This window comes from Ruegeria sp. CI8 (genome assembly GCF_056536865.1).
Map to the genome: position 1 here is coordinate 2,003,871 of NZ_JBQFQL010000001.1, position 13,486 is coordinate 2,017,356.

At 63.0% G+C, this 13,486-nt stretch carries 16 protein-coding genes; 5 read left to right on the forward strand and 11 right to left on the reverse strand.

The features are described from left to right. Positions 1-7 precede the first annotated feature (7 nt). From tolR to ruvC, 7 genes are all read right to left on the reverse strand, one after another. On the reverse strand, positions 8-484 hold the full coding sequence (gene tolR, locus ACR0DA_RS09925) for a protein TolR (RefSeq protein ID WP_170362911.1): 477 nt from the start codon (positions 482-484) through the stop codon (positions 8-10). 1 nt (position 485) lies between these two features. Further along, on the reverse strand, positions 486-1,181 hold the full coding sequence (tolQ, locus tag ACR0DA_RS09930; RefSeq protein ID WP_093962778.1) for a protein TolQ: 696 nt from the start codon (positions 1,179-1,181) through the stop codon (positions 486-488). 108 nt (positions 1,182-1,289) lie between these two features. Next, on the reverse strand, positions 1,290-1,673 hold the full coding sequence (gene ybgC / locus ACR0DA_RS09935; RefSeq protein ID WP_093962779.1) for a tol-pal system-associated acyl-CoA thioesterase: 384 nt from the start codon (positions 1,671-1,673) through the stop codon (positions 1,290-1,292). After that, a complete protein-coding gene (locus tag ACR0DA_RS09940) occupies positions 1,670-2,293 on the reverse strand; it encodes a hypothetical protein (protein WP_480753790.1) in 624 nt (207 codons plus the stop codon). The genes ybgC and ACR0DA_RS09940 overlap by 4 nt, the downstream gene beginning before the upstream one ends. Positions 2,294-2,355: 62 nt before the next feature. After that, on the reverse strand, positions 2,356-3,375 hold the full coding sequence (gene ruvB / locus ACR0DA_RS09945) for a Holliday junction branch migration DNA helicase RuvB (protein WP_170599136.1): 1,020 nt from the start codon (positions 3,373-3,375) through the stop codon (positions 2,356-2,358). Positions 3,376-3,379: 4 nt separating this feature from the next. Next, positions 3,380-4,051: a Holliday junction branch migration protein RuvA gene (gene ruvA / locus ACR0DA_RS09950; RefSeq protein WP_170372025.1), complete on the reverse strand. Its 672-nt coding sequence runs from the start codon at positions 4,049-4,051 to the stop codon at positions 3,380-3,382. Beyond that, the gene (gene ruvC, locus ACR0DA_RS09955; RefSeq protein ID WP_149775764.1) at positions 4,048-4,545 is read right to left on the reverse strand and encodes a crossover junction endodeoxyribonuclease RuvC; all 498 of its coding nucleotides are present in this window, start codon (positions 4,543-4,545) and stop codon (positions 4,048-4,050) included. Before ruvC ends, ruvA begins: the two co-directional genes overlap by 4 nt. A 333-nt stretch (positions 4,546-4,878) precedes the next feature. Here ruvC and ACR0DA_RS09960 point away from each other — a divergent pair, with 333 nt between their 5' ends. Then, the gene (locus tag ACR0DA_RS09960) at positions 4,879-5,100 is read left to right on the forward strand and encodes a DUF1127 domain-containing protein (RefSeq protein WP_480642906.1); all 222 of its coding nucleotides are present in this window, start codon (positions 4,879-4,881) and stop codon (positions 5,098-5,100) included. A gap of 106 nt (positions 5,101-5,206) precedes the next feature. On the opposite strand, the gene ACR0DA_RS09965 is transcribed toward ACR0DA_RS09960, so the two are convergent. The 4 genes from ACR0DA_RS09965 to ACR0DA_RS09980 all read right to left on the reverse strand — a co-directional run bounded on the left by ACR0DA_RS09965 (position 5,207) and on the right by ACR0DA_RS09980 (position 10,102). Continuing rightward, positions 5,207-5,551 carry a hypothetical protein gene (locus tag ACR0DA_RS09965; protein ID WP_093962787.1) on the reverse strand — a complete coding sequence of 115 codons (345 nt, stop codon included), beginning with the start codon at positions 5,549-5,551 and terminating at the stop codon, positions 5,207-5,209. Between the two features lie 98 nt (positions 5,552-5,649). After that, the gene (locus ACR0DA_RS09970; RefSeq protein ID WP_170372021.1) at positions 5,650-6,528 is read right to left on the reverse strand and encodes a 50S ribosomal protein L11 methyltransferase; all 879 of its coding nucleotides are present in this window, start codon (positions 6,526-6,528) and stop codon (positions 5,650-5,652) included. Positions 6,529-6,596: 68 nt separating this feature from the next. Then, positions 6,597-7,829, reverse strand: coding sequence for an MFS transporter (locus tag ACR0DA_RS09975; RefSeq protein WP_480753793.1), 1,233 nt, complete (start codon positions 7,827-7,829; stop codon positions 6,597-6,599). Between the two features lie 77 nt (positions 7,830-7,906). Next, positions 7,907-10,102 (reverse strand): primosomal protein N', encoded by a 2,196-nt coding sequence (locus ACR0DA_RS09980; protein WP_480753794.1) that lies wholly within the window; start codon positions 10,100-10,102, stop codon positions 7,907-7,909. A gap of 91 nt (positions 10,103-10,193) precedes the next feature. Here ACR0DA_RS09980 and fsa point away from each other — a divergent pair, with 91 nt between their 5' ends. From fsa to ACR0DA_RS10000, 4 genes are all read left to right on the forward strand, one after another. After that, the gene (gene fsa / locus ACR0DA_RS09985) at positions 10,194-10,847 is read left to right on the forward strand and encodes a fructose-6-phosphate aldolase (RefSeq protein WP_170337862.1); all 654 of its coding nucleotides are present in this window, start codon (positions 10,194-10,196) and stop codon (positions 10,845-10,847) included. 205 nt (positions 10,848-11,052) lie between these two features. Continuing rightward, positions 11,053-11,760 carry a DUF484 family protein gene (locus ACR0DA_RS09990; protein WP_170337506.1) on the forward strand — a complete coding sequence of 236 codons (708 nt, stop codon included), beginning with the start codon at positions 11,053-11,055 and terminating at the stop codon, positions 11,758-11,760. Beyond that, positions 11,757-12,677 (forward strand): tyrosine recombinase XerC, encoded by a 921-nt coding sequence (locus ACR0DA_RS09995; RefSeq protein ID WP_480753796.1) that lies wholly within the window; start codon positions 11,757-11,759, stop codon positions 12,675-12,677. The genes ACR0DA_RS09990 and ACR0DA_RS09995 overlap by 4 nt, the downstream gene beginning before the upstream one ends. Positions 12,678-12,769: 92 nt before the next feature. Next, positions 12,770-13,465, forward strand: coding sequence for a CDP-alcohol phosphatidyltransferase family protein (locus ACR0DA_RS10000; RefSeq protein WP_093962794.1), 696 nt, complete (start codon positions 12,770-12,772; stop codon positions 13,463-13,465). The last annotated feature ends 21 nt before the right edge of the window (positions 13,466-13,486 follow it).

The following is a 13,486-nucleotide window of genomic DNA, read 5'->3' on the forward strand; positions in this document are numbered from 1 at the left end:
CGCAGCCTCACTCTCCGCCCGCGTCCAGCGCCGGCCCGCCAGTATCGGTGACAAGGCCCACATTCGAAAACCCGCCGGCATTCAACGCACCCATGACCTGCATGACCTGCGCATAAGGAATGGCGCCATCGGCCCGCAGGTAGACGCGGTCGCTGCTGCGCTCGGCAGCAATGGCGCGCAGCTTACCGATCAACTCGTCGCGGGACACCTCGGTGGTCTGGATCTGAACCCGCCCGTCGGCTGTCAGCGTGACGGTCAACGGTTCCTCGTTGTCGCCGGGCAGAGCGCTGGCGGCGGTTTTGGGTAGATCAACCTCGACCCCCACGGTCATCAGCGGCGCCGCGACCATGAAGATGATCAGCAGCACCAGCATCACGTCGACAAAGGGTGTGACGTTGATTTCACCCATCGGCTGCGCACGCCCGCGCCGCCGTCCTCGGCGTCGTCCGTTGCCGCCAGACGATTGCTGGATCGCCGCACCCATGTCAGCTGTCCAACTGGCGGGACAGAATGGTTGCGAATTCGTCGGCAAAAGCCTCGTATCCGCCAACGATGCGATCGCTGTCCGCGCTAAGTTTGTTGTAGAAGATTACGGCCGGAATTGCGGCCAGCAGGCCAAGACCGGTCGCCAGCAAAGCTTCGGCGATGCCCGGTGCCACGACGGCCAGGTTTGTGTTCTGCTGTTCGGCGATTTCGATGAAGGCGTTCATGATGCCCCAAACCGTACCGAACAGGCCGATGAACGGCGCAGTCGAACCCACGGTCGCAAGGATCGAAAGACCCTTTTGCAAACCCTCGGCCTCTTTTGCGATAGCCACATCCATCGAACGATCGATCCGGGCCTGTGCGCCGGCTATGAGCCCACCGTCGGCGCGGTGCGAGCGGCGCCACTCGATCATGCCGGCTGCGAAGATCTTTTCGGAACTGCCATCCGGCTGCGTTCCGATCTGTTCGAACAGCTCGTCCAGCGGGTTGCCCGACCAGAACGCCTCGTCGAACACCTGCGCTTCGCGTCGCGCGCTGCGATAGGTGATGAGCTTTTGAATGATGATCGACCATGACCAGAAGGATGCGACCACAAGGATCAGCATCACCACTTTCACGATGAATGTCGCACGGGCGAACAGCCCCCACATGGAGAAATCGATCTCCTGCGCCAGCGCCAGCGTTTCAGCTTCCATGAACCTGCTCTTTGTTTTGCCTGACAGCCGTTGATTGGCCTTGTTTTGCCAAACGCTAGCGTAGTTAGGGGCAAATTGCCAACAGAACCACAGGGGCTGAGCAAATTGTTACAGCAATGCGCGAATCTCTGCCGGGAGCCGGATCGGCCGGCCATCCTGATTGACGCAAACGGCCGTCACGGTCGCGCGGAAGACTTCGGTCTCGCCGCGTCGGATGAGTTGAGCCATGGTCAGTCGCACGCCGGAAATCGCGACGACCTCGGTTTCGACCAGCAGCTCGTCATCGAACCGCGCAGACGCCAGATAGTCGGCCTCGACCCTTCGCACGACCCAGATGATACCAGCCTCGCGCATTGCGTTCTGGTCATTGCCCAGGTTGCGCACCCAATCCGACCGGGCGCGCTCGATATAGCGCAAATAGTTGGCGTGATAGACCACGCCCCCCATGTCGGTGTCCTCGTAGTAGACGCGGACGGGAAAGACATGCTTCATTGCATCGGCTCCATGCGTGCGAACAGCCGCAGCGCATAGGACGGGTCCCGCGCCACCGCCGGCAAAACCGGATCATAAGTGGCGCGGATCAGCGCGGCAATGTCGGGCCGCAGGATCGTCGTGTCGCCCGCCACGGCCAGCGGTGAGCGCGCTCGGAAGGCTGTATCCGACCACAAAAGAATTGTCTGAACGACCTGCGACAACGCCAGCGTTTCGGCCGACACTTTCGATAGCTCACTGTCCATCCTCACAAAGACAAACGCAGCACGGATCGCGCCGCCCGGATCGAACCTGAATGCTCGATACTGGTTGGCTCCGCCAGCATCGAGCCGTTCGACCAGTGGCGCGAGGTCCGGGATCAGCCGGTCAAGGTCAGGCACCTCGAGCAACTCGGCCCAATCGCGAAAAAAGAACACCATGCAGTTGGCCCCCAACTCGGGGTCGGTCTCGGCCATTTTATGGCCGGCCAGTGCAACGACCGCCTCGAACGCGCCCTTGACCGTTGCTAGCGTCTTGTCTTCGACACCAAATACGATCGGCACGATGGGCCGTCCCCAACGTGCAAACAGGAACGCGCCATCGGCTCGAGTAAACAGCGCCTGGATCTCTTCGGGTGTCACGCCCTGCCCTTCGTCTTTCGAAAATTCTCTCGCCCCAGCCTTAAGGTCTGAGGCCGGCGGCTTCAACCAAACAGGTCGCTCTGTCCCTTGGGCGCGGTCATGCCGAGATGCGCCCAGGCCTTCTGCGCCAGCATCCGGCCGCGCGGCGTGCGTTGGATCAGGCCTTGTTGCAGCAGATAGGGCTCGATCACTTCCTCCAGCGAGTCGCGGCTTTCGGACAGGGCGGCCGACAGGGTCTCGATCCCCACCGGGCCTCCGCCATAATTCTCGGCGATCAGTTTCAGATAGCGGCGGTCGGCCCCGTCCAGACCCAGATTGTCAACGCCCAACCGTGTCAGCGCGCCATCGGCCAGCTCGCGCGTGATGCGGCCGTCGCCCTCGACGATGGCGAAATCCACGACCCGCCGCAGCAACCGCCCGGCGATACGGGGGGTGCCCCTCGACCGGCGCGCGATCTCGCGCGCCCCGTCGTCATCGGCCGGCGCGCCCAGCTTGCGGGCGTTGCGGGTGACGATCTCGTGCAATTCTTCCACGGTGTAGAATTGCAGCCGGGTGGGAATGCCGAACCGGTCGCGCAGCGGCGTGGTCAGCAGGCCCATCCGCGTGGTCGCCCCGACCAGGGTAAAGGGCTGCAGCTCGATCCGCACGGTGCGGGCCGCGGGCCCCTCGCCGATCACCAGATCCAGCTCGAAATCCTCCATCGCAGGGTACAGAACCTCTTCCACCGCCGGGTTCAGGCGGTGGATTTCGTCGATGAACAGCACGTCGCGCTCTTCGAGATTGGTCAGGATCGCCGCAAGATCCCCGGCCTTGGCCAGAACCGGCCCCGAGGTCATGCGGAAGTTCACCCCAAGCTCGCGCGCCATGATCTGCGCCAGCGTCGTCTTGCCCAAGCCCGGAGGGCCGTGGAACAGCGTGTGGTCCATCGCCTCGTTCCGCTGGCGGGCCGACTGGATGAAGATGCGCAGATTGGCCCGCGCCTCGGCCTGGCCGATGAATTCGTCCAGCCCCTGCGGGCGCAAGGCGCGGTCGTTGTCCTCGGGCAGAGGCTGCGGGCGCAGGGTCGGGTCGGCATCAACCATTCATTCAGCCTTTCGGAGCCAGCAGTTTCAACGCCGCGCGGATCAATTCGGCCTCACCGGCATCGGGAAGGTTGGCGGCGGCCTCGGCCACGGCAGAGGCGGCCTCGGACGGGCCATAGCCCAGGTTCGACAGCGCCGACAAAGCCCCCGCCGACGCCGCACCCGCGCCGGGTTTCGGGGCCCGCACCGGGACCGGCGCCGGGTCTGCGGGTTCAACCACCTCGGCCACGGGGCCGTCCATCGCCTCGGTCACCGTGCCGCCCATCGCCATGACGCCGGGCGCCTTGTCTTTCAGGTCCAGCACGATGCGCTGCGCGGTCTTGGGCCCGACACCCTTGGCCGCCTTCACCGCGCCCCAATCGCCCAGCGCGATGGCCCGGCTGACCCCGTCCGGCCCCAGCGCGCCGAGAATGGCCAGCGACACCTTGGCCCCCACCCCTTGAACCGAGCAGAGCAGCCGATGCCATTCTTTCTCGACCAGCGACAGAAAGCCATAAAGCTGCATCAGGTCCTCGCGCACAACCAGATCGGTGTACAGCGAGACCGCCTCGCCCACCCCGGGCAGGGCCGCCATGGTCCGGTCCGAGCAATAGACGATGTAGCCGACCCCGCGCACGTCGATCAGAAGATGATCCGCCGCGCGATAGTCGATGCGTCCGGTCAGCTTGCCGATCATGTGGCCACCTGTTTGATGCGGGCCTGCGGCGTCGCCCCGTAGAACGCATGGCAAATCGCGATCGCCAGCGCATCCGCGGCGTCGGCCCCCTTGGGCTGGCATCCCGGCAGTTGAAGTTTGACCATATGCAGAATCTGTTCCTTCTCGGCGTGCCCCACGCCCACTACGGTTTTCTTGACCCGGTTGGGCGCGTATTCGCCCACCGGCAACCCAGCCTGCGCCAAGGTCAGCAACGCCACTCCGCGCGCCTGACCCAGCTTCAGCGTCCCGGCGCCGTCCTTGTTGACGAAGGTCTGTTCGATGGCTGCTTGGTCGGGCTGATGTTCGGCGATCACCTCGACGATCTGGTTGTGCAGCGACAAAAGCCGCTCGCCCAGATCATCCCCGTCGGATTTGCACAGGCCGTTGGCAACATGGCTCAGTCGGCTGCCATGTGATTCGATGACGCCCCATCCCAGGGTGCGCAGCCCCGGATCAATGCCCAGAATTCGCATGTTGTGCCTCGGCCTGCTCGGGTTTTCATTGTCTTTTCTCTCGATTAGCACGAAGCGTGAACATTTTCCAATAAAATTGATCCGACGCCCAAATGCGACACGCCTGTCCCGTCCGCGACAGTTCGGACGCATTGCGACCCCAAAAAGTCTGAAACCGACACATTCCCAAAGCAGTTTTCACCAATAATTTAAGGGACTTTCATCATTTTCGAAGCATTGCAAAAACTGCATAGGACACATGCAGTTTCAGCACTTGCAAGGTCAATCCGACATCACTAACTGGCCCGAGAATTCGACATTCAAACGTCAACACTGAACAGAAGGAAGCAGGATATGGCTGCAATTGACACAACCCGCGCCTCGATTGGCTCGTTTGGCCTCGTCGGCCGTATCGGCGCCTTTCTGGCATCCGTCGTGAACGCCGTTGTCGCCTGGAACGACGCACGCGTGACGCGCAATGCATTGATCGGTCTGAGCAACCGTGAACTGGAAGATATCGGCCTGTGCCGCGGTGACATCGACGAAGTCGCTGCTGGCCGCCGCCGTCTGTACTGAAACCACCCGCTCTCGCCCCTATCCTCCCTCGGGGCAGCACAGAAACACCGCGGACCGAAAGGTACGCGGTGTTTTTGTCTTTTGAAGGCTCTTTAGGAGAGAGAGTTCAGTAGAGAATCTTGTTCAGCTGTGTCGAAAGGGCCTGCGACAATGGATCGATCTGCATGATCCACGCGCCCGCCTGTTCAACCGATGTACCTTCGTTCAGGGCATCCACCCGATACTGGTATCCGGTCGGACCGAGATTGGATAGCAGGAACGCTTTGAAAGCAAAAAAACCGCACAGGCACAGCAACAGAACCTTGGCCGGAACCGCCGAGCGTACCCGCTGGGGTTTCATGACGACCAGACCATCTTTGCGCATGGTCGCGCGATAGCCACGGCTCATCTTGTTGTGTTTCTTTGTCAGCCGATGAACGCGCTGATCGAATTCAAGTTGTTTTCCTGTCATGGCAGCCTCCAAAAACCGCCCCCCAAATTCATTGGATGACGGTAGAAAGAGAATGCGTCAAAACCGTGGCAAAAATCCACAAAACTCCTGCAAATGGTCTAATTTGCGCCCTGTTTGGTTAAGACTAGCGTCGTCCATTCACCAATCATTGACCGATCCATCGTATTGAACCCGTTTCGTGAATAAACTGATTCCACTTCGTCGGCCTGCTCGTTGAGGATTCCCGACAGGATCGCATGTCCGCCTCCGCGCAGATTCTGCGCGATTTCCGGGGCAAGGGCCACCAGCGGTCCCTTCAGAATGTTGGCGAAAATCAGATCGTAAGGCGCCGCCGCATGGAGGTCAGGATGGTCAAATCCGGCAGCCTCGACACAACGGACGGCCCCGGCCATGCCGTTGGCCTTCAGGTTGGCCTCGGCTACGTCGACGGCGACCTGATCAATGTCGCTGGCCAGAATGTCACCGTCCCAGACCCGCGCCGCCGCCATCGCCAACACCGCCGTACCGCAGCCGATATCGGCGACCTTGCTGGCCTCGAACCCAGTCTCAATCAGCTTGTCCAGCGCCCGCAGACACCCCAGCGTCGTTCCGTGGTGCCCAGTGCCAAAGGCCATCGCCGCCTCGATCAGCAGCGGAATACGCCCCTCGGGCAGCTTGTCGGCATCGTGGCTGCCATAGACGAAAAACCGCCCGGCCTCGACCGGAGCCAGCTCGCGCCGGACATGGGCAACCCAATCGGTTTCCGGCAACTCCGACACCACGAAGGGCTTGGCCTCGAAGGCCGCCGCCAGCAGGGCCAGGGCGGCCTCGTCGGGGCTTTCGGTGAAATAGCCGCCGACCTCCCACAGGCCCGAGCCGTCCTCGACCTCGAAAACACCCACGCCGGTGGGTTCGGGCTCCAGACGCTCCATCGCTTCGCCCAGGCTGTCGGCTGCGGCTTTGCCTTTCAGGGTGGTCAGGGCGGTGAATGTGGGCATGGGAACCTCCTGCAGAAACCGCCTTTGCGCCTAGGGCCGTCAGCCGCCGAGGTCAAGCGTCGCGCGTGTCATTCGGCCGGTGCGGGCGCGTATTTCGAAAAGATGGTCTCGTTCCCCGGTTCGGGGTGGCGCGGGATCAGCAGCGACAGCGCCAGAGAGATCAGCGCCATACCCGCCGCCAGGCCGAACACCGCCCCCGGCGACACGACCCACAACAGGCCAAGCAGTGCCGGCAGGAACACCGCCGCAATATGGTTGATGGTAAAGGCCACCGCCGCGGTGGGGGCAATATCGGCCGGATCGGCGATTTTCTGGAAATAGGTCTTGAGCGCCAGAGCCAGCGCGAACAGCACGTGGTCGATGACGTAGAGAATGGCCGCCAGCAGCACACCCCAGCCGAACCAGTAGATGCCACCATAGGCCGCAAATACGATGGCAAGGCCCAAATATTCGAAGATCAGCGTACGCCGCTCGCCAAACACCGCGACGGCCTTGCCCAGTAGAGGGGCGGCGGCCATGTTGATGATCAGGTTGATGAGGTACAGGCTGGTCAAGTGATGCACTTCGAAGCCGAAGCGCTCGACCATCATGAACCCGGCGAACACGACAAAGATCTGCCGCCGCGCGCCCGCCATGAACTGCAGCGCGTAATACAGCCAGTAGCGGCGGCGCAGCACGATCTTCTTGGTTTGCGGTGTCGGCGCATCGAATTGCGGATAGGCGATCAGGCAGAACAGTGCGAGTACCGCGGTCAGCCCACCAGCCGCCATGAAGACCGTGTTGTAGGACAGATCGAACCGATCCCACGTCAGCACGATCAGCCCGTAGACCACCAGCGTCGAGGCCGACCCCATCGCCACCAGCCAGCCCAGCACCTGCGGGGCGCGGTCCTTGGGCAGCCATTGCAGCTGAAGCGACTGGTTCACCGTCTCATAGTAGTGAAACCCGATCGAGCTGAACAGGGTCACGAACAGCAGCCCGCCGAGGCTGGGAAACCAGGCCGTCACTGCCGTGGCTACGCCCAACAGCATCAGCGAAATCATGGCCAGAACCTGTTCGCGCACGAAAATTATCACCGCGATCACGCCCACGGCCAGAAAGCCCGGGATTTCACGCACCGTGTGCAGCAGGCCGATGTCTGCCCCGTCGAAATCCGCGACTTCGATCACGAAGTTGTTCAGCAGTGCGCTCCACGCGTTGAAGGCGATCGGCATGGTCAGCGCCATCACGAACAGCAACGTTACGGGGCGGCGCCAGAACGGCAGGCTCTGGGCCTCGGACAGGGGCATCGGTTTCAGCATGAGAGTTCTCTACGCCCAATCCGCCCGGCTGGCGAGAGGAAATCCCCCGCGCACATCCAATCTGCGCTGATGCAGAGTCAGTAGAAGCTCTGCGGGTCGATATCGACGGTCAGGCGGATGTCACCCTTCAAGCGCAGCGGTGCGATCCAGCGGGCGATGGCGTCCTGGATCGGTGCCCCCTTGGGCGCCTTGACCAGCAGCCTCACCCGGTGCCGCCCGCGGATACGGGCAATCGGCGCCGGGGCTGGCCCAAAGACCTGCGCCCCGATCTTCCGCAGCGGCGCATCATTGCGCGCCAATACGTTTCCGATGTCAAAAACGGGCCCGACCTCGGGGCCGGACAGCACGATCCCAGCCATCCGGCCATAGGGTGGCACCCCGGCCGCTTGCCGCCCGGCGGCCTCGGCCCGCCAGAACCCTTCCTCGTCCCCCGACAGGATCGCGCGGATCACCGGGTGTTCGGGCTGAAAGGTCTGCAGCAGCGCCGTCCCCGGCTTGTCGGCCCGCCCGGCCCGGCCCGCCACCTGCCGCATCAGTTGAAAGGTCCGCTCGGCAGCGCGCAGGTCGGACCCGTGCAGGCCCAGATCCGAGTCGATCACCCCGACCAGCGTCAGGTTCGGGAAATTGTGCCCCTTGGCCACCAGCTGCGTGCCGATGACGATATCTGCGTCACCCTCGGCAATCTCTTCGATCTTGGCCTTCAGCGCCCGGGCCGAGCCGAACAGGTCGGAACTGAGCATGGCGATACGGGCGTCGGGAAAGGTCGCCTCGGCCTCTTCGGCCAGACGTTCGATGCCGGGACCGACCGGGGCCAGCTTGCCCTCGACCCCGCAGGCGGGGCAAGCCTCGGGCATGGGCTTGGTCTCGCCGCACTGGTGGCACATCAAGCGCTTGAGGAACCGGTGCTCGACCATGCGCGCATCGCAGTGGTCGCAGGCGATCTGTTCGCCGCAGGCCCGGCACAGCGTCACCGGCGCATATCCCCGGCGGTTGATGAACAGCAGCGACTGTTCGCCCTTTTCGATGCGCGCCTGCACCGCCTGGCGCAGGCTGGGGGAAATCCAGGTGCCCGGCTGCATCTTTTCGGCGCGCATGTCGATGGTCTTCATGTCCGGCAGCACCGCCGCCCCAAAGCGCGAGGTTAGGTCCAGCCGGTCGTACTTGCCGGCCTCGGCATTGGCCCAGCTTTCCAGCGACGGCGTGGCACTGGCCAAGATCACGCGCGACCCGCAGATCGCCGCCCGCAGCACTGCCATGTCGCGCGCGTTGTAATGCACGCCGTCTTCCTGCTTGTACGAGGTGTCGTGTTCCTCATCCACCACGATCAGGCCCAGATCGCGGAACGGCAGAAACAGCGCCGACCGCGCGCCCACCACCATCTGTGCATCGCCCTGCCCGACCATGCGCCAGACCCGCCGGCGTTCAGTCATCGTGGCACCGGAATGCCATTCGGCCGGGCGCGCACCGAACCGCTCCTCGACCCGCGTCAGAAACTCGGCGGTCAGGGCAATCTCGGGCAGCAGCACCAGCGCCTGCCGGCCCATGCGCAGCGCTTCGGCCACCGCTTCAAGGTAGACCTCGGTCTTGCCCGACCCGGTCACGCCCTTCAGCAGCGTAGTGCCGTAGGTGCCGATGCGCAGTGCTGCGCGCAACGTGTCGGCAGCAGCGGTTTGATCGGGGGTCAGCGCCTTGCCGGGCCGGTCCGGGTCCAGCGTCGGATAAGGCAGGTCGCGGGGACTGTCCTCCTCTCGCACGGCGCCCTGCTTGACCAACCCTTTGACGACCGACGAGGTGACCCCGGCCATCTCGGCCAGTTCCTTTAGGGTAAAGGCCAGCCCGCCATAGTCACGCAGCACCTCCAGCACCCGGCCCCGGGCATCGGTCATGCGGTCGGGCGTGCCGCTGCCCAGCCGATAGATCTTGCGCATCGACAGCGGGTCGCCCAGACCGGGCGCGCGGGTGGCCAGCCGCAGCATGGCCGGCATCGGCGTCAGCGTGTAGTCGGCCGCACGCTGCAGGAACAGGCGCATCTCTTCGCGCATGGGCGCCACGTCCAGCACCCGGATGACCGAGCGGATCTTGCTGCGGTCGAAATCGCCGCGCCCCGCGCCCCAGACCACGCCCAGAACCTTGCGCGGGCCCAGCGGCACCTCGACGAAGGCCCCCAGGAAACACCCCCCCTCGGGCGCCTTGTAATCCAACGTCCGGTCCAGCGGCTGGGTCGTCAGAACCGCCACCAGCTCACCTTGGTCGAAATGCACCGGGTCGCTCAATGCGCGCCTTTCTTCAGCAGGGGTTTCAGCACGGGTCTCTTTGAGGTAAAGGCATCCGCGAGCAAGGCCAACCCATCAAAGGACTGCCCCGATGAAATTCTTCGTAGACACAGCCGAAATCGACGCCATCGCCGAATTGAACGACCTGGGCATGGTGGACGGTGTCACCACCAACCCCTCGCTGATCCTGAAATCCGGTCGCGACATTCTGGAAGTGACCAAGGAAATCTGCGACTTGGTCGATGGCCCGGTTTCCGCCGAAGTCGTCGCCACCGAGGCCGAGGACATGATCGCCGAAGGCCGCAAGCTGGCGCAGATCGCACCGAACATCGCCGTCAAGGTGCCGCTGACCTGGGCCGGCCTGAAAACCTGCAAGGCGCTCAGCGACGAAGGCCAGATGGTCAACGTCACCCTGTGCTTCTCGGTCAATCAGGCGCTTCTGGCGGCCAAGGCGGGCGCGACCTTCATTTCGCCCTTCATCGGACGGCTGGACGACATCAACCTCGACGGTATGGACCTGATCGCCGACATCCGTCAGGTCTATGACAACTACGGGTTCGAAACCGAAATCCTCGCCGCCTCGATCCGCAGCGTAAACCATGTGGCCGACAGCGCCCGCATCGGCGCCGACGTGATCACCGCCCCGCCTGCCGTGATCAAGAAGCTGGCTGATCACCCGCTGACCGACAAAGGGCTCGAGGCCTTCCTGTCGGATTGGGCCAAGACCGGTCAGAAGATTCTGTGATCCATTGATCCCATGTACAACCGCGCGGCCCCGACTGGGGCCGCGCCTGGCCCAACTTCAGTGGGCCTGATCTTTGATCAGACGCCTGCAGGCGGGAGCCACGCCCCCACACACGGCGCCTAATCCACCTAAACGTGCATTTTTCCCAAGGTATTTCCGGGCACCCGTGCTATAACGCCCCCAACAAAAAAAGACCGGACAGGATATGAGCAGCAATCCCAAACTCGAGGACAACCTCCGCGCCGCGATTCTGGCCGAGCCGGACGCCGTACTGGACGACAAGGATCTGATGCAGGCGCTGGTCGCCGCGAACGAACGCGCCCGCGGAGACAACATAATCGACCTGCGCGGAATCGCCATGCAACGGCTTGAGGCACGGCTGGACCGGCTGGAGGACACTCACCGCTCGGTCATCGCCGCCGCCTACGAGAACCTCGCCGGAACCAACCAGGTTCACCGAGCCATCCTGCGCCTTCTTGAGCCGACGGAATTCGAGGACTTCCTGCGCGTGCTGGGTACGGAAGTTGCCGAAATCCTCCGCGTCGACCGCATCACGCTGGTCCTGGAAACAACGTTGGTCCAACAGGACCCAAGCATCGACCGGCTGGACGGTGTTTTGGCCGTGGCGGAACCGGGTTTCGTACAATCCTACATGGACAACGCTCCGAACCACCCCGCGCGCGAGGTTGTCCTGCGCGAAATTCGCCAACCCAACCGCAGAGTGCACGGGGATCAGCTGGACCAGCTGCAATCTGAGGCATGTATGCAGCTGGATCTCGGCAAAGGGCGTCTGCCGGGCATGATAGTCATGGGCGCGCGCGACCCAAGGCACTTCTCGCCTCAATTGGGCACTGATCTGCTGGCCTTTTTTGCAGGCGTATTCGAACGGTCGATGCGCCACTGGCTGTCGTGAGCCTGATCTCTCCAGCCTGCCGCGATGCGTTGCAGTTGTGGCTGAAGGGGTTGACCGCTTTGGCGGGCCGTTCGGAAAACACCATCAATGCCTATCGCGGGGATGTCTCGGATTTCCTGTCTTTCATGACTTTGCATCACAGCGAACGGCAGGGGCTGGCGGCGCTCGAGCGCATCACCGTTTCGGACATGCGGGCCTGGATGGCACATCAACGCGAATCCGGTGTCGGGGCGCGGTCACTGGCGCGAAAACTGTCCGCCGTCAAAAGCTTCTATCGCTGGCTGGCTGAACGCGAGGGGTTCGAGCCCACCGCCGTCCTGTCCACCCGCGCCCCGAAATACACCAAGAAACTGCCGCGCCCGCTGGCCGAAGACGCCGCCCGCGCCATGATCGAGACGGTCGAGCTGCAATCCGGATCAGATTGGGTTGCCGCCCGCGACGTTGCAGTCGTGACCCTGCTGTATGGCTGCGGCCTTCGCATATCCGAAGCCCTGTCTCTGACCGGCGCGGATGCCCCGCTGCCCAACACGCTGAGAATTGTCGGCAAGGGTGACAAGGAAAGGATCGTTCCGGTCATCCCCGCCGCGCGCCAGGCGGTCGACCGATACCTTGAGTTGTGCCCACATCCCCAAAGCCCAACAGCCCCATTGTTCCGCGGCGTACGCGGCAAAGCCCTGAGTCCGAGGGCAATTCAGGGCGTCATGGCCAAAGCGCGTATGCAACTGGGTCTTCCGGCAACGGCCACTCCACACGCGATGCGGCACAGCTTTGCCACCCATCTTCTGTCGGCCGGCGGAGACCTCCGGGCCATTCAGGAACTGCTGGGTCACGCGTCCCTTTCGACCACACAGGCCTATACCGCCGTCGACACCGCGCGCCTCATGGAGGTGTACAACCGCGCGCACCCCAAAGCCTGAGACGCGGCGGAATTGCAGCAACCGCATTTCGGCGCCGATACCGGGGGCTTTTTGCTTTGCATCTCGGGCGCGCATCGTACATGACACGGGTCATGACACTCAGATTCAAAGCCTTAGCCGTTCACCTGTTCACCGCGACCGGAGCCGTATTTGCGATGCTGGCCATGCTGGCCGCGGTCGAGGAAAAGTGGAGCCTGATGTTTCTGTGGCTGGTCGTTTCGTTCATCGTCGACGGAATCGACGGCCCCTTGGCCCGGCACTATCACGTCAAAAAGAACGCCCCCGAGTTCGACGGTGTTCTGCTGGATCTGATCATCGACTATCTGACCTACGTCTTCATTCCGGCCTATGCGCTGTTCAAATCCGGTCTGATGGACGGCTGGACCGGCTGGTTCGCGATCATCGTCATCACATTCGCCAGCGCGATGTATTTCGCTGACACGCGGATGAAGACCAAGGACAATTCCTTTTCCGGTTTTCCGGGCTGCTGGAACATGGTCGTGGTGGTGATCTTTGCGCTGAAGCCCGACTTCTGGTTCAGCCTCGTCCTTGTGGCGTTGCTGGCCGTTGCAATGTTTCTGCCCCTGAAATTCATTCACCCCGTGCGCACCGAACGCTGGCGCAACCTGTCCCTGCCCATGGCCTTCGCCTGGACTTTTTTTGCTGGATGGGCCGCTTGGGTGGATTTTCACCCGCAAAGCTGGGCGCATTGGGGTCTGGTGGTGACCAGCCTGTATCTGGTCTCGGCGGGGATCGCCCAGCAAATCATGCCGCCGAGCCGCGATTGAGACGCGGCCCGAACGGGCGAA